Source organism: Vreelandella sulfidaeris, assembly GCF_042429665.1.
GTDB lineage: Bacteria > Pseudomonadota > Gammaproteobacteria > Pseudomonadales > Halomonadaceae > Vreelandella.
The window spans coordinates 49,851-66,700 of record NZ_JBHMAC010000013.1 but is presented as its reverse complement, the minus strand read 5'-3'; the positions used below and the strand labels follow the sequence as shown (position 1 = coordinate 66,700).

The window sequence follows — 16,850 nt, the reverse complement described above, 5'->3', positions numbered from 1 at the left end:
CAGTTTAACACGCCTTATCCACCGCTCAGTACCTGGGTTGTTACCGCACCTGTGAACAACCATTAAAATGGTTTCCATCTTTGCCAAGGGCCTGCCACGACAGGTGGTTACGGCTTGAATCCAAGGCGTAATAAAAATAATTATCCACAGGCAAAAAAAAGCCTGTCGTATCGACAGGCCAGTAAAAATGACGCTATTTGAGGGGGGGTAACGGGCTATTTAAGATTATCTAGATCATTTTTTAAGCAGTATCGCCTTATCTGAAAAGGCGTTTTGAGTACCTGTTATTAGTGTTTTAACACGCGTGCCAGGAAAGATTGGGTGCGTTCATGTTGGGGTGAATCGAACAGTTGCTCGGGCGGTCCCTGTTCGGTAATCGTGCCTTTATGAATATAGATAACGCGATCCGCTACCTCACGTGCAAAGCCCATTTCGTGGGTCACAATCACCATGGTCATGCCTTCTTTGGCAAGTTCGCGCATGGCATCAAGCACTTCACCGATCATCTCTGGATCAAGCGCCGAGGTGGGCTCGTCAAACAGCATCAGGCGAGGTTCCATCGCCAAGGCACGGGCTAGCGCTACCCGTTGCTGTTGTCCACCTGAGAGCTGGCTAGGGTACTTATCTGCCTGGTCGGCGATACCTACCCGCTCAAGCAAGCGCTTGGCGTTGCTGACGGCGCTGTCACGGCTTATGCCGCGAACCTTCATGGGCGCCAGCGTCACGTTGTCAATCACGCTGAGGTGGGGAAACAGATTAAACTGCTGGAACACCATGCCTACTTCGGTGCGAATAGTCTGTAACGCTTTGGTGCTTTTGCCATACGGCAGCAGTTCGTTGCCATCCACTTCCAGGCTGCCTGACTGAAACTCTTCCAAGCCGTTAATACAGCGAATAAGTGTCGATTTACCTGAACCACTGGCGCCGATCACCACCACCACTTCGCCAGGCACCACGGTAAGGTCTATATCACTCAGTACGTGCAGACTGCCAAAATGCTTATTGAGCTTCTGCATACGCACAATTGGATGTGTTGACGTGTTCATTGCGCGTGTCCTTATTGTCCGGCCAGGCCTCTGCGCTCAAGCTGGCGCAGGATGATGGAAAGAGTCCAGGTAATGGCGAGATACATCAAGGCCACCATGAAGTAGACCTCAAGCGCCGTGAAGGTCGTGGCGATATAAATCTGTCCCTGGCGCACTAGCTCACCAACGCCAATAACCGAGAAAAGGGAGGTATCTTTGATGCTGATAATGCCTTGGTTACCCAACGGCGGGATCATACGCCGAAACGCCTGAGGCCAGATAACGTAACGAAATGCCTGGGTACGTGAGAGACCCAGGGAGAGCGATGCTTCGCCTTGACCGCGCTCGATGGACTGAACACCGCCGCGTACGATTTCTGAAATATAGGCACCGGAGTTAACCGCGATGGCGGCAATACCGGCGACCAGGGCGTTGATGGGGCTACCTAACAGTTGCGGCAAGCCGTAAAAAATAAACAGTACCTGCACAAGAATAGGCGTGCCGCGAAATACTTCGACGTAAACGATGGCTGGCCAGCGTAGCCAACGTAAGCGGCTAATCCGCAATAGACCAAAGAAAATACCGATAAAAAAACCGATGGCGAGGCCGCCGAACGAAATGAGCAGCGTCCAGGGAATCCCCGGCAAAAGGTAGGGAATAGACCCAAACGCCGCCGACCAATCAAACTGAAAATTGACGTCCACGCGTAGACTCCTGAAAAAACAAAAAAGGCAGGTGAGAAAAAGCTGGTAAGCAACGCAGCAGGGCCGGGGGTTGTGGCCGCCCGGCCCTGTCATAGCGTTACGCTAGTAGGTGAGGCTTAATCTCACTCTTCGCTGGGAGCTTCACCAAACCATTTGGTGTAGATCCCATCGTAAGTGCCATCTTCTTTCATCGCGGCAAGCGCTTCATTGGTGGGCTCTACCCATTCGCTGCCTTTATGGAACACGATGCCATACTGTTGACCTTCATATAGGGGGCCAACCACTTTTGTACGGCCTTCTCCACGCGTTTGTGAGAAGTAGGCCACATTAGGGGCATCATAAAGGACGGCATCAACGTTGCGGCCTAACAGCGCCATGTACATATCAGCCGTGCCGGGGAAGGGGGTAATCTCAGCATCTTCACCTAGCTCCTGCTGTAAATAGTCAAAGCTGGTAGAGCCAATTTTGGTGCCAATGGTGAGATCTTGAAGGTCTTCTAATGTCTCGACGCTGTCATTGTCGGCGCGGACGATAATACGTAGACCCGAATCGTAGTAGGGGTCAGAAAAATCGACCACTTTAGCGCGTTCGTCGGTAATCGTGGTGCCTGCAATGGCGATTTCCTGGCTACCGGTTTGCACGGCGGGAATAATGCCCGAAAACTCCATCGTGGTGAGGTTGACTTCAAAACCTGCCCGTTCGGCGACTTCGTTGATGATATCCATATCGAAGCCGACCATTTCGCCGGTTTCCTGGTCCATCATTTCAAACGGCACAAAGCTTGGATCAGTGGCCACATTCACCGATGGCGTTTGCGCCATCGCAACGGTGGCGCTGCTCAAACTTAGAGCGAGAGCCAGTGTGGTTTTGGACAGGTTGAACGGTAGTGCTATTTTCATAAGTTTCCCCGTGCTTTATGTGGCAGTGGTGGCTTACAAAGCAGTTTATGCGCTTTGAAGCACCCTATAAGCCGTTATTGACCTATCAACCTTGGCGAGAAACCGCCGGGGCGTCAAGTCACAGGGAGCGTTATGGGCCAACGCTGTTTAGACCATAAAGGATGCACCACAGCCGCAGGTAGTCGTGGCATTAGGGTTTTGAACACGAAAACGTGCGCCTGCCAACCCCTCTTCATAATCGACCGTGGACCCTACCAGGTATTGATAAGAGAGCGGGTCTACCACTAATGAGGCGTTACCAAACTCAATGACGGTATCATCGTCGGCGACATTTTCGGCAAAGTCGAAGCCGTACTGAAAGCCTGAACAGCCGCCACCGGTAACGTAAACCCGTAGCTTTAAGGAAGGATTATTTTCTTCTGCGATCAGTGCATTAATACGTTTACGTGCACTATCGGACAGCAGTAATGGAGTAGGAACAAAAGCTTCTGCACCGCTCATGGGTACCTCCCGCGAGCTTAAAGAACGAATAAATCGGCATTGGGGGGTGATTATGGGTAATTCCCAGCAAATTGGTCAACTATTGAGTTGAGTTATCAAGCAGAGGGCAGCTCGCCGAGGAGGCGCTGTGAATCCTTCCATGGCCGCTACATTTAATAACCTCCTCTCTGAGCGGCCCTCTGCATGCTGGTTTTGGTGGGGTGTTCAAGGCATCAGCGCGGGGGCGGTGAGGCCGCTGTTCTCTTCAAACCCAAACATTAAATTAAGGTTTTGAATCGCTTGGCCCGAGGCACCTTTCACCAGGTTATCAATGACCGATAGCACGATCACCGTATTGCCATTGCTGGGGCGATGCACCGCCAGGCGGCAGGTATTGATACCTTTGACGCTACGCGTTTCAGGGTGGCTCCCTGGCGGCATGACATCAACAAAGGGCTCGTTGGCATAGCGCTGCTCGAACAGTGCCTGAAGATCATCCGCGTTGGTGGTGAGCTGGCTGTAAAGGGTCGCGTGAATACCGCGGATCATCGGCGTCAGGTGGGGAACAAATGTCAGCCCCACTGGGGTTGCCTGCATGTCGTTGAGGCCCTGGCGAATTTCCGGCAGGTGACGATGGCCCGAGGCGCCGTAAGCCTTGAACGATTCGCTGGCTTCGGCCAACAGAGACCCCACTTTGGCACCTCGGCCAGCACCGGTAACGCCCGATTTACAGTCAGCGATCAGTTGGCTTGGGTCAATTAGACCTGCTTCCAATAGCGGTAGATAGCCAAGCTGTACGGCTGTGGGATAGCACCCGGGGACGGCAATCAAGCGTGCGTCTTTAATTTTTTCTCTGTTCATTTCAGGCAAGCCGTATACCGCTTCTTCGAGCAGGCCTGGGGCGCCGTGTGCCTGGTCGTACCAGCGGCTCCACTCATCGGCGTCGCGGAGGCGAAAATCAGCTGACAGATCAATGACACGGGTGCCGTTATTGAGCAACTCACCCGCCAGGGCGTGAGCCACACCATGGGGAGTAGCAAAAAACACCGCATCCAGCTCACCCAACTGTCGAGCATCCGGCTCACTAAAGGCCAAGGTGTCGTAATGACCACGCAGATTAGGGTACATATCGCATACCTTGACGCCTGCTTCCGAGCGCGAGGTAATCGCGGCTACGTTGACGTGGGGGTGCTGGGCGAGTAACCGTAGTAATTCAACGCCGGTGTAACCGGTGCCGCCAACAATGCCGACCTTAATCACAAATCACTCCTTGCGGATGCGTATAACGGTTTTTGAACACATGTCCAGTGCGCTTTTAGGGTAGCTGATAACCATTATCAGGGTAGCAATAGCCTAAGCGGATTGCTGCGCGCTGTCGAAGCGTATCGAGCTATGGTACACAAGAGAATAAAGAGATCAGAATAGCTAGACCAGAAGAGTAAGACTAACAACAAGGAAGGTCGTTGTGGCGCTTTTTACCCGAGCGGATTTTACATTAGAACGTTTTCGTCGACAGTTAGCTAATGTCGATGCTCTCCCGCAACTCTGTTTGCTGGGTCTGGTATCGGGCGTTATTACCGGTGCCGTGATGGTGGCGTTTCGGCTGCTGCTGGAGGCGGGAGCTACGTTGTACATGGCGAATGGCGATCCTGAAGCATTTGAAAGCATAGCGCCTTGGTTGCGGGCGCTATTACCCATGGTGGCAGTGACGTTAGTCGGGGTATTGCTGTATCAACAAAAACCAGCAGCGCGCAAACTCGGTGTCGGTCATGTCATTGAGCGGCTCACCTACCATCAAGGCCGTTTTCCGTTGCGTAATTGGTTAAATCAGTGGTGGGTTGGGGTGATGGTCGTGCTTGGCGGTCTCTCTGCCGGACGTGAGGGGCCTGCTATTCATTTAGGCGCGGCGGCGGCTAGTGGGCTGGGCTTAAAAATGCGCCTACCTAATAACAGTCTGCGCGTGCTGGTGGCGTGCGGAACTGCAGCGGCTATTTCTGCCTCGTTTAATACGCCTATTGCCGGGGTGATCTTCGCCATGGAAGTGGTGATGATGGAGTACACCTTGATGAGCTTTATGCCGGTCATTCTGGCTTCCACCATGGGCGCGCTGGTAGCACAGCTGGCGTATGGCAATGAACCCGCCTTTAGCATTCCCGACGTCGCGCTCGACTCGATAATCAATCTGCCCTGGATTGTGCTCACAGGCTTGGTGATTGGTCTGCTGGCGGGGCTTTTTATACATATCTCCCGCAGCCAACACATACAGGCGTGGCCGCTTTGGCTGCGTTTGGGGTTAATAGGTGTCTGTACAGGGGCTGTTGCCTGGTGGTTTCCACAGGTTCAAGGGATCGGTTATGACAGCGTAGCGGCCGCTCTGAATAACCAGCTTGAAATCAAGGTGCTGCTGGCGCTGATGATTGTCAAACTGCTGCTGACGGCACTCACCGTGGCCGGCGGTGTACCGATCGGTATTATTGGCCCTGTGCTGGTCATCGGTGCAGCGACCGGCGCGCTGTTTGGCCTGTTGGGGGGCTGGCTATGGCCTGTCAAGGCAGCTGACCCTGGCATCTACGCCATGCTGGGCATGGCGGCAATGATGGGGGCCGTGCTGCAAGCGCCTCTTGCCGCGCTAATGGCGCTTTTGGAGTTAACCCATACGCCGAGTATCATGCTTCCAGGTATGTTGGCAGTGGTAGTGGCGTGTTTAACCTCGCGACAATTAACCGGCTGTGAAGGTTTTTTTGTTAGTTCGGTACGTTACGGTCTGCATCCCCTTCAACATCCGTTAATGCAGGCACTCTCACGGGTGTCGGTACCCGCGGTGATGGAACGTCAGTTGGTACGCACTGAGCGTATGATCACCCCTGATCGGGCGCGGATTTTATTAGAAACAAACCCGGTATGGCTTGTGGTTGAGCGCTCGAGTAAAGAAAAAACGGTGCTGGCGCTTAAAGCCGTTGAGCTAGCACGTTTGCTGCTTGAGCACGATCAGGCGCTGGAAGGTAATGCTCCGCCAGACGATGAGTTGATTGATCTGATGGAGATACCCGGGCAGCGATTAGAGCTGGCGCCTATTGGCTTACAGGCGACCCTTTCAGAAGCGTTTTTAAAGCTTCAGGATGATGCACTTGGAGCGCTGTATGTCGTACATGGCTATCGCCCAAACCAGCAGCGTATTTCAGGTATCATCACGCGTGGCGCTATCGAGCGTTATTATCACTACACTGATCCACGTGGTGCCGATATTCGTGATAGTGAAACGAAAGAGAAGGATTCATCAGTTTAAGGAGCGACAATGTACCTATGGGTGAAGGCCATACACTTAATAGCGGTGGTGACATGGTTTGCCGCGCTATTTTATTTACCCCGCCTGTATGTCTATCACGCGACCGCGCGGGATAACGGCGATGACCAAGCGATAGCGTATTTCAAGACCATGGAGCGTAAGCTTTACCGTGGCATCATGACGCCCTCGATGATTGCGGTGCTGCTGTTTGGCGGTTGGCTGCTTTACCTGGTACCTGAATGGTTTAGCCAGGGATGGATGCATGCCAAGCTTACGCTGGTAGTACTGCTGATTGCCTATCATCATGTCTGTTTGATCTATTTAAAGCAGTTTGCTCAAGACCGCTGTACCAAAGGACATGTTTTCTTCCGTTGGTTTAACGAAGCCCCGGTGATTGCGCTCGTTGCGATTATTATACTTGTCATTGTGAAGCCTTTTTGATGCGCCAACCGCTTCCTCCAGTTGTGTTGGTACTTGCAGGGCACGACCCGACGGGCGGTGCTGGGATAATCGCTGACAGCGAGGCTATCGCTGCCTGTGGTGGCTGGGCAGTCACTATCCCGACCGCGCTAACGGTACAGAATTGTCATGATGTCACCCGGGTGATGCCTGCGGATCCGGCGGCGATGCGTCAAATGGCCGAGGTCATCAGTGAGATGCAGGTGGCGGCCATTAAAATCGGTTTGCTCGCCGATGAGGCGACGCTGCGCGCCACCGAGCAGATAATTCGACGCTTTCCTGGTATTCCAGTCGTGGCAGATCCGGTCTTTACCGCCGGAGGGGGGGCTGAGTTATCCACACCCCATCTGCGCCAGCTGTTTGTTGATCGTTTACTGCCGCTTGTGGATATTTTGACGCCCAATCGTGCAGAGCTGACTAAGCTAACGCCGGATATCGTGACCTCTTTTGATGACACCGCTCGTGCAGTAGCGCTTATGTCCCAGGGGTGCCAGGCCATTCTGGTAACCGCTACCGATGAGCCGTTGCCAGGTAATGATCAACAGGTGGTGCATACGCTGCATTCACCGGACACTACGCGGCAATGGCAATGGCCGCGTTTACCAGAGCAATTTCATGGTTCTGGCTGTACGCTTGCCTCATCTATAGCCGCTCGCCTGGCGGTTGGTGAGCGATTACCAACCGCATGTGAGCAAGCTCAGCACTTTACCTGGCAAAGTCTGTCTCAAGGTTTTCAGCCGCCCAGCGGTCAGTGTTTACCTAATCGTATTTCAAAGGCGCTCCGTTTTTAATTCACTCGTCTGCTTGCCCTTTAATGAGAGGATGCCATGACCACATCAGCTGAATTGTTCGATCTTGCCAGCCGCCATATTCCAGGCGGTGTTAACTCTCCTGTGCGTGCTTTTAAAGGACTACATCGTCCGCCGGTCTTTATGGAGCGAGCCCAGGGTGCCTTTCTATTTGACGTTGAAGGTAATCGCTATGTTGATTATGTCGGCTCATGGGGGCCGATGATCACCGGTCACGCAGATCAGGATGTATTGGCGGCGGTGCGTGCGCGGTTAGATAATGGCTTGTCATTTGGTGCCCCCACCGCGGTGGAAACCACCATGGCTGATCTTATCTGCGACATGATTCCTTCCATGGACATGGTGCGCATGACCAGTTCGGGTACCGAGGCGACGATGTCAGCTATTCGCTTGGCGCGCGGCACGACTGGCCGCGATAAGATCGTCAAGTTTGAGGGTAACTACCATGGTCACTCGGACTCGCTGCTGGTGAAAGCCGGGTCGGGGGCGCTTACTCATGGTGAGCCCAGCTCGCCGGGCGTGCCCGCTTCGCTGGCTGAGCATACGATTACGCTGTCGTTTAATGATCCTGAAGGTGTTGAAGCGTGTTTCGCTGAAATCGGCGATCAGGTTGCCTGTATTATCGTCGAACCCGTTGCCGGTAATATGAACTGCATACCGCCGCAGCCAGGGTTTTTGGAAACCTTGCGGCGAGTCTGTAATGAGTACGGTAGCGTGCTGATTTTTGATGAAGTAATGACCGGCTTTCGGGTAGCGTTGGGAGGAGCTCAAGCCCATTATGACGTGACGCCGGACCTTACTTGCCTTGGTAAAATTGTCGGTGGTGGCATGCCGGTAGGGGCATTTGGCGGTAAGCGCGAAATTATGCAAAACATTTCGCCGATGGGGCCTATTTATCAAGCGGGCACGTTATCGGGTAATCCTTTGGCCATGGCAGCAGGCGTTGCGTTGTTGACTAAGCTTCAGGTACCAGGATTCCACGACGCCTTAACTCAGCGGGTCAACACCCTATGTAATGGTCTTCAAGAGCGTGCCAATGCCGCCCGCGTTCCGATGATGACGCAGTCAGCGGGAGGCATGTTTGGGCTATTCTTCACTTCTCAAAGCCGTGTGGATAACTTTGCTCAGGCCACGGCATGTAATCCGGATGCCTTCCGCCGTTTCTTCGGTGCGATGCTTGATCACGGTGTTTACTTGGCGCCTTCTGCCTATGAAGCAGGCTTTATGTCCAGTGCGCATACTCCAGAAGACATTCAGTTTACCTTAGACGCTGCAGAGAAAGCCTTTTCAGTAATGTAACGTCAAGTAATCTAAAGCCCGCTATACTGAACGAGAGCCGCTCACTACGAGCGGCTTTTGTGTTTATAGACCCTCAATAAACAGCAGCGGGTGGGGCAAGCGTCATACGTTTCATAAGCGGATTAACCCTATCGCCACTGCCAGTGGCGCAGTCGCCACCAAAGGAGCCATCGATGTCTCAGATTTATATCACTATGAGCGGTAGCGACGGGGCTATTTTTTCTGCTCATTGGCGGGTAACTCATAATGGTGAAACGACCGAGTACCACGAAGAAGAGGTTCGTGTGCCCGCACAGTTCAGCTACGAGGGCACTGCCCTGGAAGGAACGGTAACAATACTAAGTGATGGCGAGCGATTGGAGGTGGATATCCAAAAGGATGGCAATCGCTCGCACTCTTCTACCCAGGGGAAGGGAGGGACATTAACATTGATGATTAACTAGTTTACAAACTTAAGAGACAAAAGCCGCCCTTAACAAAGGGGGCTTCTAAAAAGCCATTTTCTTTTAAAGCGCTATTACCCATTGAATAGCATTTTATCCCTGTTTATTTCGATCGATTAACTATGAATGCTGGTGTGTTATTTTTCTTAAATATGCTTTGAAATAACTAGCGATGACGCTGAAGACTACGTGCAGTTTCAATATTGGGTAGGATGGGACCCAGGTTCTGGTGAATCCAATTGAGCGCTTGGATACGGTTATGTACATTGATTTTGCGAAAAATATTGTAAAGATGCGATTTAACGGTGTGCTCGCTAACAAACAGCTTTTCAGCAATCTGTTGGTTAGAGGAACCGCCGCTTAGCAATGAAATAATTTCCATTTCGCGATTGGTTAATCCACACGCTGGACGGAAAGAATTACTTTGATATTTACGATAAAACAAAATCAAACGAGCCATTAAATCTCGAGACATCCATAGTTCGCCGCCTAATAGAGCATGGATACCCTTACATATTACTTCTAGACTCTCGTTACGGTAGAACACGCCTTTTAGCTGAGCACACGATAGGGCTTCTAGGGCGTGATCCATATCGCGTATGTTGATGGCTGCTAATGGAGATTTAGCCAATGCTTCAGGCAGGTTCTCTTGCCACTCTGGTAGTGCATCGATACCGATATGGTCACTATCAATCAAAATCAGCACATTCTCCTCAACCGAGGAGGGCAGTGGCAGGCTAGGTGAGTGGATATGTATCTTACAGCCGGTATGTTTGGTTAAATACTCAGCAAATAGCTGAACCTGCGGGCTTTTTTCGGTAACGATGTACACCGAACCGGTAGGTTTTTCTTGTGACATTAGATGGCCCTCATGACATAAGTAGAAAGCGTCAGTAATTGATCATTGCAGTGTTGTCTATAAGACACTATGTGTAAAGTTATGTTATCAGGTTAATGGGAAAAGTAAACATTATAACTATATTCCATTAATGAATATAAACACTAAGTTATTGATTTTTATATAAAGCTTTGTAAAACAAAAAATTATAAAATTTATTTAAATTACATTTAATAACTGTTAGCGCTTTTTGATACGTCTATGAAAGGCGTAAACTGATGATCTACCGTTTGGAGTACGTGTTATGGTCGCTGTTAGCACCTTGGTTCTGGCTAGTGGTAATGCAGGAAAATTGAAGGAATTTAATCAGTTACTTTCACCTTTGGGGTTTGATGTTCGTCCTCAGGCAGATTTTGGTGTCAATGAGGTCGAAGAAACGGGCCTAACGTTTGTAGAAAATGCTTTATTAAAAGCCCGTGAAGCCTGTCTTATCAGTGGGTTACCTGCGCTTGCTGATGATTCCGGTCTTGAAGTGGATGCGCTTAATGGCGCCCCAGGAATCTATTCGGCACGTTATGGCGGTGAGCCTAAAAGCGATGAGAAAAATAATAAAACGTTGCTAGCAGCGCTTAATGATTATGCGGAAGGGCAACGCAGTGCTCGCTACTGGTGCGTGCTGGTGTATTTGCGCCATCCGACCGATCCTGTCCCGGTCATAGTGCAACGCAGTTGGGAAGGTGAAATCCTTGCTCATCCTCGCGGCAACGAAGGGTTTGGCTATGATCCGCTCTTTTGGTTGCCTGAGCAGGGCATGAGTGTTGCCGAGCTGCCTAGTGAGAGCAAAAATCGCTTAAGCCATCGTGGCCGCGCGCTCCAGGGGTTGGTGGAGTTACTGAAGGTGGCGCATGGCTGATTTGTTGCCGCCCCTATCGCTGTATATCCATACGCCCTGGTGTGTACGCAAATGCCCCTACTGTGACTTCAATTCTCATGAGCCGGGGACGCATGGCTTTACTCCTCGCGATTTACCTGAAGATGCGTATCTTACCGCGCTGTTGCAAGACCTGGATGGCGATCTCGCCCTGGCGGCAGGCCGGGAAATTCAAACCATTTTCATTGGCGGAGGGACGCCAAGTTTACTGTCTCCCCGCTTTTATAAGCGTTTATTGAATGAGATTAGCGTTCGGTTGCCGTTTACCAGGCATATTGAAATCACGTTAGAAGCAAATCCCGGTACCACCGAGCAGGGCCGTTTTAATGGCTATCGAGAGGCGGGCATCAACCGGCTTTCTTTGGGTACACAAAGCTTTCAGGCCGCGCAACTTGAGGCGCTGGGTCGTATTCATGGTGCGGATGAAGCAATCAAAGCGGTCGCTCAGGCGCGCTCAGCGGGCTTTGACAACATCAATATCGACTTGATGCACGGTCTGCCCGGTCAGACGCCAGCGCTTGCCCTAGCCGATATTAACCAGGCACTTGCCCTGGCGCCTGATCACCTCTCCTGGTACCAACTAACCCTTGAACCCAATACGGCATTTCACTCTCAGCCGCCGGTTTTGCCCGAAGAAGAAGCGCTTTGGGACATTCAGGATAGTGGCCACCAGCTTTTAGAGCAGGCGGGTTTCAAGCGTTACGAAATTTCGGCTTATGCCACCGCTGGGCAACAGAGTCTTCATAATCTTAATTATTGGCAGTTTGGTGACTACCTGGGTATTGGCGCGGGGGCTCATGGCAAGCTTAGCCATATCGATCAACAGGGGGAGTGGCGTATTGAACGGCGTTGGAAAACCCGTCAGCCAGATGCGTATTTAAAGCGAAGTAATGACGTGCGAGGCTTCATGGCGGGTAAACAGCTTATCCATTTTAACGAGCTACCGCTGGAATTTGCGATGAATGCGTTACGGCTTACCGAGGGAGTATCGATGGCTACTTGGGAAGCGAACACGGGGCAATCGTCTGTAATGTTACAGGAGCGGTTACAAACGGCCGAACAAAAAGGACTTTTGATGGAAATGCCTGAAAAACTACGTGCCTCTCCTCAAGGTCTATTATTCTTGAATGAATTGCTGGCATTGATTAATGATGATTGATCAGCAATAACCGTGGCACCCTTTCTTAAATGAAAGGTCTGAATTAACAAGACTGTAATACTACAAGGAGTGAGTGATGCGTATTTCTCGACTACTGACACCGTTGGCAGCCGCTTTGTTACTTGCCGGTTGCGCCACATCGGACCCTTACGGTGGCCAAACGCAGCGCTCCAGCACCGCGATGGGTTCTGGCATTGGCGCTGCTGTCGGCGCAGCTGCAGGTGCGCTTTCCGGCGATGGTAGTACCAGCCGCCGGGATCGGGCATTGATTGGTGCAGCCGTTGGTGCCGCTGCCGGTGCGGGTATTGGTGTTTACATGGACCGCCAGGAGCAGCAGTTACGTGATAATTTACAAGGGTCACGTATTGAAATTGATCGTCGCGGTGACGACATTGTTCTTAATATGCCCAGCGGCGTCACCTTTGGTTTTGACTCGGCCGATCTAACGAGTGAAGCGCGCGGCTCGCTTAATGAAGTGGCCAACGTACTGACTCAATACCAGGACACCCGAGTCAGCATTGCTGGACATACCGATAGCACCGGTAACGCCAGCTATAACCAGCAGTTGTCTGAACGTCGAGCGCAAGCTGTCGCGAGCTACTTAAGCCAGAACGGCGTGTCTTCCGCGCGTCTAGCGACGTCGGGTTATGGGGCTACTCAGCCCGTGGCCAGTAATGACAGTGAGCAGGGACGCGCCCAAAACCGTCGGGTAGAAATCACCTTAACACCTACCGGTAACGGCCAAGGATAGTCTTTAAAGAATACATCCATTGCTGTTCAAAGCCCGCTATGCTCACATAGCGGGCTTTTTTCGTTCACTTTTTTACGAGCTACCATGCTGTCTTACCAACACGCCTACCATGCCGGTAACTTTGCCGATGTACATAAGCATCTGACTCTTTACGCTGTCATCGATTACTTATTACGTAAAAAAACAGCCATTACATATATTGATACTCATGCGGGTAGAGGATTGTACCCATTAGCTACCAAAGAGACGCAACGCCTTCAAGAGTACCGAGAGGGTATCTGGCCGCTGTGGCAAGCGCGTGAGCATATGACCGACACCCTGCTTAGCGATTGGCTAAGCGCTATTGCAGCGGCGCAGTCAGGTGATGGGGCGTTGTCGCATTATCCGGGCTCTCCCTGGTGGTTAAGCCAGCCGCTGCGCGAGCATGACCAGCTACGTCTCTTTGAACTTCATCCAGGTGAGCATGAATACTTGAGTGCCCAGGCGCTGCCGGCGCAGGCAAAGCGTATATATGGCGATGGGCTAGCGGGGTTAACCGCCATGCTGCCGGTGGCAACACCTAGACTCTGTGTCTTGATTGACCCCAGCTTTGAGCAAAAAAAGGAGTATCAGGAGGTGGCGGAGACCGTTACCTATGCGTTGGAAAAGGCTCGCCATGGTGTGGTGCTGATCTGGTATCCGTTACTACCTGCTGGTCATCATGAGGTTTTGTTAAATGCGTTAAAGTCCAGTGGCATACGCAAGATATGGCGCAGCGAGCTTTTACTGCGCGCACCAGGCGAACAGACCCACGGCATGTACGGCAGCGGTATGCTAGTCATCAACCCGCCTTGGGGGCTAGATGATCGTCTGGCCGCCGCCATGGCCGAGCTGACGCCTCGACTGGGAAATGAAAGCCACTACCAGGCGCAGTGGTGGGTGGGTGAATAACCACGCCTTGGTTAGCCTTAATTAGGCAGCTAAGACAAGCGACTCGCTCGGCGTCTCCTAAAATGTAATCGCCTCAATTCTTTTTGCCCTATATGCCGCTGCTTTCGGCGCTTATAGGCGATGAGGTCTATGGATGGCGCATTCTGCTAATCTTTCGCGGCCTTTGCGTTAACAGCCCTTCATCGGCTTTATTTATTAAATTCATTCATGTTTAGCCAAGAAATGATCACTTTAATGCACCTAGCTGATGGGGGAGGATAGCAAGCATACAATCATGCTAAACGCAGCGATGGAGATGTTGGATGAGCCTGAATGCCGCCCCTTTCCGAGCCGATGTCGTCGGTAGCCTTTTACGACCTTCAGCGATCAAGCAAGCTCGCTTGGCGCATCAGTCAGGTGAATTAAGCACACCAGAGCTTAGGCAGGTAGAAAATGATGCCATTTGCCGAGCAGTGGAGAATCAATGCCAGTGCGGATTGAACGTTGTCACTGATGGTGAGTTCCGGCGTGCCTGGTGGCACTTCGATTTCTTTGAGGGCCTTGAAGGTATCGAAGGGTACCATGCCGAGCAGGGTATTCAGTTTACCGGCGTTCAGACCAAGTCACGCAACGTACGCGTCACGGGCAAGCTGGGCTTTGGCCGTCATCCCATGCTTGAGGACTTTAAATTCCTTGCTAGCGTCGCCGATGGCGCCATACCCAAGATGACCATTCCCAGCCCCAGCGTGCTGCACTTTCGAGGCGGCCGTGGTGTTGTCAGTGAAGAGGCTTATCCGAATATCGACGACTTCTTTGCCGACCTGGCGAACGTCTATAAAGAAGCCATTGAGGCGTTCTACGCGGCGGGATGTCGCTATCTACAGCTCGACGATACCGTATGGGCGTATCTGTGCTCAGATGCGCAGCGTGCCTTGGTAGTGGAGCGCGGAGAGAATCCGGATCAGTTAGCTCAGGTCTATGCCCAGGTAATCAATCAAGCGCTTGAGGGCAAGCCAGAGGATTTGGTAGTAGGCATGCACGTATGCCGGGGCAACTTCCGCTCAACCTGGATATCCGAAGGTGGCTATGAGCCGGTTGCCGAGCTGCTGTTTGGGTCGGTCAATATTGACGCCTTCTTTTTGGAGTACGACTCCGACCGTGCCGGTGATTTCGAGCCCTTGCGCTTTATCAAACCGGGTAATCAGAAGGTTGTGCTGGGGTTGATTACCACCAAGACGGGGGAGCTGGAAAACCCGGCTACTATCAAAGCACGTATTCATGAAGCGGCCCAGTTTGTGAGCCTTGATCAGATATGTTTAAGCACTCAGTGCGGCTTCGCCTCGACGGAAGAGGGCAACGCGATAACCGAGGCGCAGCAGCAGGCCAAGCTTGAACTGGTCGTTCAAATTTCTCGGGATATATGGGGCGCATAATGCCCTTTGCGGCTCTATTTCCCGATACAGAAGTTACCGAAAATTTCGCCCAGCAGGTCATCAGCGCTGAATTCGCCGGTAATCTCACCTAGTGCCTGCTGGGCGTCGCGCAGGTCCTCCGCCAAAAGTTCGCCCGCACCATAGCCATCCAACTGGGCACGGCCTGCCTCTAACGCAGCCATTGCGCGATCCAGGGCGTCCAAATGGCGTCGCCGGGCGGAGAAGCGGCCTTCCGTAGTGGCGGCAAACCCCATCACCGTTTTAAGGTGGGTCTTCAAGTTATCCACACCGGCGCCTGTCTTGGCTGATAGGCGCAGCGTGGGAGTGGCTGTGGATAAATCAAGCCCAGCCGGTTCGGCGCTGGTATCAATCTTGTTGCGTACCAGCGTCAACCGCTGTCGGTCGGGGAGTCTTGCCACAAACTCTGGCCAGATCGCCATCGGGTCGGTTGCCTCGGTAGTAGAGGCGTCCACCAGCAGCAGTACGCGGTCGGCCTTTTCAATTTCATCCCAGGCGCGGGCAACACCAATCTTCTCGACAGCATCTGGCGTGTCGCGCAAACCGGCAGTATCGATAATATGCAACGGCATACCATCGATATGAATATGCTCGCGTAACACATCCCGGGTAGTGCCAGCGATATCCGTCACGATAGCGGTATCCTGCTCGGTGAGCGCATTAAGCAGGCTCGATTTGCCCGCATTGGGACGACCGGCTATCACTACACTCATGCCTTCGCGGAGCAGCGCCCCTTGGCCTGCGGCTTGGCGTACGTCACGCAGCGCTTGTTGAACACTATTAAGGTGCTGAACAACATGTCCATCGGCGAGAAAATCAATCTCTTCCTCTGGAAAATCGATAGCGGCTTCGACATATACACGTAGCTCGATAAGCCGCGTGACCAAGGCCGATACTCGGCTGGAGAACTCGCCCTGTAGGGAACGCACAGCATTCTCTGCCGCCGAGCGGGAAGTGGCGTCTATCAGGTCAGCAATCGCTTCCGCCTGCGCCAGGTCTAGCTTGTCGTTGAGGAAGGCGCGCTCTGAGAACTCGCCTGGACGTGCCAGACGAGCTCCCATCGCCACGCAGCGCTCCAGCAACATGTCCATGATGACCGGGCCACCATGGCCCTGTAATTCCAGTACATCCTCACCTGTAAACGAATTGGGGCCGTTAAACAGCAGGGCAATCCCTTCATCAATGATGCTGTCAGCGCCTTGGAAAGGCCCGTAATGAGCATAACGAGGCGCCGGGCAATGGCCGAGTATGGCCTCGGCGATAGCGCGGCTGGCGGGCCCTGAAACACGTATGATACCCACACCGCCGCGTCCGGGGGGAGTGGCCAACGCGGTAATCGTATCCTGGGTATAAAGTCGTTCAGCCATGGCGTGCCTCTTTAATGGATGCATACATTGTGAGTTTGTC

At 52.4% G+C, this 16,850-nt stretch carries 17 protein-coding genes; 10 read left to right on the top strand and 7 right to left on the bottom strand.

The window, feature by feature from the left end; all coding sequences use genetic code 11:
• Positions 1-287: 287 nt before the first annotated feature.
• The 5 genes from ACFFLD_RS14910 to argC form a co-directional block, all read right to left on the bottom strand.
• Positions 288-1,046 carry an amino acid ABC transporter ATP-binding protein gene (locus ACFFLD_RS14910; RefSeq protein ID WP_386041691.1) on the bottom strand — a complete coding sequence of 253 codons (759 nt, stop codon included), beginning with the start codon at positions 1,044-1,046 and terminating at the stop codon, positions 288-290.
• An 11-nt stretch (positions 1,047-1,057) separates the two neighbouring features.
• The gene (locus tag ACFFLD_RS14905) at positions 1,058-1,729 is read right to left on the bottom strand and encodes an amino acid ABC transporter permease (protein ID WP_007112208.1); all 672 of its coding nucleotides are present in this window, start codon (positions 1,727-1,729) and stop codon (positions 1,058-1,060) included.
• Positions 1,730-1,851: 122 nt separating this feature from the next.
• Complete coding sequence (locus ACFFLD_RS14900) at positions 1,852-2,628, bottom strand: transporter substrate-binding domain-containing protein (protein WP_386041690.1); 777 nt, start codon at positions 2,626-2,628, stop codon at positions 1,852-1,854.
• Between the two features lie 147 nt (positions 2,629-2,775).
• Positions 2,776-3,129 (bottom strand): iron-sulfur cluster insertion protein ErpA, encoded by a 354-nt coding sequence (gene erpA, locus ACFFLD_RS14895; protein ID WP_386041688.1) that lies wholly within the window; start codon positions 3,127-3,129, stop codon positions 2,776-2,778.
• A gap of 204 nt (positions 3,130-3,333) precedes the next feature.
• On the bottom strand, positions 3,334-4,368 hold the full coding sequence (argC, locus tag ACFFLD_RS14890) for an N-acetyl-gamma-glutamyl-phosphate reductase (protein WP_386041686.1): 1,035 nt from the start codon (positions 4,366-4,368) through the stop codon (positions 3,334-3,336).
• Between the two features lie 205 nt (positions 4,369-4,573).
• Here argC and ACFFLD_RS14885 point away from each other — a divergent pair, with 205 nt between their 5' ends.
• The 5 genes from ACFFLD_RS14885 to ACFFLD_RS14865 all read left to right on the top strand — a co-directional run bounded on the left by ACFFLD_RS14885 (position 4,574) and on the right by ACFFLD_RS14865 (position 9,404).
• Positions 4,574-6,394, top strand: coding sequence for a chloride channel protein (locus tag ACFFLD_RS14885; RefSeq protein WP_386041684.1), 1,821 nt, complete (start codon positions 4,574-4,576; stop codon positions 6,392-6,394).
• A gap of 9 nt (positions 6,395-6,403) precedes the next feature.
• The gene (gene hemJ / locus ACFFLD_RS14880; RefSeq protein ID WP_386041682.1) at positions 6,404-6,835 is read left to right on the top strand and encodes a protoporphyrinogen oxidase HemJ; all 432 of its coding nucleotides are present in this window, start codon (positions 6,404-6,406) and stop codon (positions 6,833-6,835) included.
• Complete coding sequence (gene thiD, locus ACFFLD_RS14875) at positions 6,835-7,644, top strand: bifunctional hydroxymethylpyrimidine kinase/phosphomethylpyrimidine kinase (RefSeq protein WP_386041680.1); 810 nt, start codon at positions 6,835-6,837, stop codon at positions 7,642-7,644. The genes hemJ and thiD overlap by 1 nt, the downstream gene beginning before the upstream one ends.
• A gap of 36 nt (positions 7,645-7,680) precedes the next feature.
• Positions 7,681-8,961 (top strand): glutamate-1-semialdehyde 2,1-aminomutase, encoded by a 1,281-nt coding sequence (gene hemL, locus ACFFLD_RS14870; RefSeq protein ID WP_386041678.1) that lies wholly within the window; start codon positions 7,681-7,683, stop codon positions 8,959-8,961.
• Between the two features lie 173 nt (positions 8,962-9,134).
• Positions 9,135-9,404, top strand: a complete 270-nt coding sequence (locus ACFFLD_RS14865) for a hypothetical protein (protein WP_386041676.1) — start codon at positions 9,135-9,137, stop codon at positions 9,402-9,404.
• Positions 9,405-9,570: 166 nt separating this feature from the next.
• Here ACFFLD_RS14865 and ACFFLD_RS14860 read toward each other — a convergent pair whose 3' ends face one another.
• Positions 9,571-10,263 (bottom strand): LuxR C-terminal-related transcriptional regulator, encoded by a 693-nt coding sequence (locus tag ACFFLD_RS14860; protein ID WP_386041674.1) that lies wholly within the window; start codon positions 10,261-10,263, stop codon positions 9,571-9,573.
• A 283-nt stretch (positions 10,264-10,546) separates the two neighbouring features.
• On the opposite strand from ACFFLD_RS14860, the gene rdgB reads away from it, so the two are divergent.
• The 5 genes from rdgB (at position 10,547) to ACFFLD_RS14835 (ending at position 15,425) form a co-directional block, all read left to right on the top strand.
• A complete protein-coding gene (gene rdgB, locus ACFFLD_RS14855) occupies positions 10,547-11,155 on the top strand; it encodes an RdgB/HAM1 family non-canonical purine NTP pyrophosphatase (protein WP_386041672.1) in 609 nt (202 codons plus the stop codon).
• Positions 11,148-12,332, top strand: coding sequence for a radical SAM family heme chaperone HemW (hemW, locus tag ACFFLD_RS14850; protein WP_386041670.1), 1,185 nt, complete (start codon positions 11,148-11,150; stop codon positions 12,330-12,332). Before rdgB ends, hemW begins: the two co-directional genes overlap by 8 nt.
• Before the next feature lie 76 nt (positions 12,333-12,408).
• Entirely contained in the window at positions 12,409-13,083 is a 675-nt protein-coding gene (locus ACFFLD_RS14845; RefSeq protein ID WP_386041668.1) for an OmpA family protein, read from the top strand.
• An 84-nt stretch (positions 13,084-13,167) separates the two neighbouring features.
• Positions 13,168-14,013 (top strand): 23S rRNA (adenine(2030)-N(6))-methyltransferase RlmJ, encoded by an 846-nt coding sequence (locus ACFFLD_RS14840; protein WP_386041666.1) that lies wholly within the window; start codon positions 13,168-13,170, stop codon positions 14,011-14,013.
• Between the two features lie 302 nt (positions 14,014-14,315).
• Complete coding sequence (locus tag ACFFLD_RS14835) at positions 14,316-15,425, top strand: cobalamin-independent methionine synthase II family protein (protein WP_386041664.1); 1,110 nt, start codon at positions 14,316-14,318, stop codon at positions 15,423-15,425.
• A 14-nt stretch (positions 15,426-15,439) separates the two neighbouring features.
• On the opposite strand, the gene mnmE is transcribed toward ACFFLD_RS14835, so the two are convergent.
• Positions 15,440-16,810, bottom strand: a complete 1,371-nt coding sequence (gene mnmE / locus ACFFLD_RS14830; RefSeq protein ID WP_386041662.1) for a tRNA uridine-5-carboxymethylaminomethyl(34) synthesis GTPase MnmE — start codon at positions 16,808-16,810, stop codon at positions 15,440-15,442.
• Between the last annotated feature and the right edge of the window lie 40 nt (positions 16,811-16,850).

What these genes read in the sequence shown, in the direction of transcription:
- ACFFLD_RS14860 (WP_386041674.1), bottom strand. Translation starts at nt 10,263, where the DNA reads ATGTCACAAGAAAAACCTACCGGTTCGGTGTACATCGTTACCGAAAAA.
- ACFFLD_RS14835 (WP_386041664.1), top strand. Translation starts at nt 14,316, where the DNA reads ATGAGCCTGAATGCCGCCCCTTTCCGAGCCGATGTCGTCGGTAGCCTT.
- thiD (WP_386041680.1), top strand. Translation starts at nt 6,835, where the DNA reads ATGCGCCAACCGCTTCCTCCAGTTGTGTTGGTACTTGCAGGGCACGAC.
- hemW (WP_386041670.1), top strand. Translation starts at nt 11,148, where the DNA reads ATGGCTGATTTGTTGCCGCCCCTATCGCTGTATATCCATACGCCCTGG.
- mnmE (WP_386041662.1), bottom strand. Translation starts at nt 16,810, where the DNA reads ATGGCTGAACGACTTTATACCCAGGATACGATTACCGCGTTGGCCACT.
- hemL (WP_386041678.1), top strand. Translation starts at nt 7,681, where the DNA reads ATGACCACATCAGCTGAATTGTTCGATCTTGCCAGCCGCCATATTCCA.
- ACFFLD_RS14910 (WP_386041691.1), bottom strand. Translation starts at nt 1,046, where the DNA reads ATGAACACGTCAACACATCCAATTGTGCGTATGCAGAAGCTCAATAAG.
- ACFFLD_RS14900 (WP_386041690.1), bottom strand. Translation starts at nt 2,628, where the DNA reads ATGAAAATAGCACTACCGTTCAACCTGTCCAAAACCACACTGGCTCTC.
- erpA (WP_386041688.1), bottom strand. Translation starts at nt 3,129, where the DNA reads ATGAGCGGTGCAGAAGCTTTTGTTCCTACTCCATTACTGCTGTCCGAT.
- rdgB (WP_386041672.1), top strand. Translation starts at nt 10,547, where the DNA reads ATGGTCGCTGTTAGCACCTTGGTTCTGGCTAGTGGTAATGCAGGAAAA.
- ACFFLD_RS14845 (WP_386041668.1), top strand. Translation starts at nt 12,409, where the DNA reads ATGCGTATTTCTCGACTACTGACACCGTTGGCAGCCGCTTTGTTACTT.
- ACFFLD_RS14840 (WP_386041666.1), top strand. Translation starts at nt 13,168, where the DNA reads ATGCTGTCTTACCAACACGCCTACCATGCCGGTAACTTTGCCGATGTA.
- ACFFLD_RS14865 (WP_386041676.1), top strand. Translation starts at nt 9,135, where the DNA reads ATGTCTCAGATTTATATCACTATGAGCGGTAGCGACGGGGCTATTTTT.
- hemJ (WP_386041682.1), top strand. Translation starts at nt 6,404, where the DNA reads ATGTACCTATGGGTGAAGGCCATACACTTAATAGCGGTGGTGACATGG.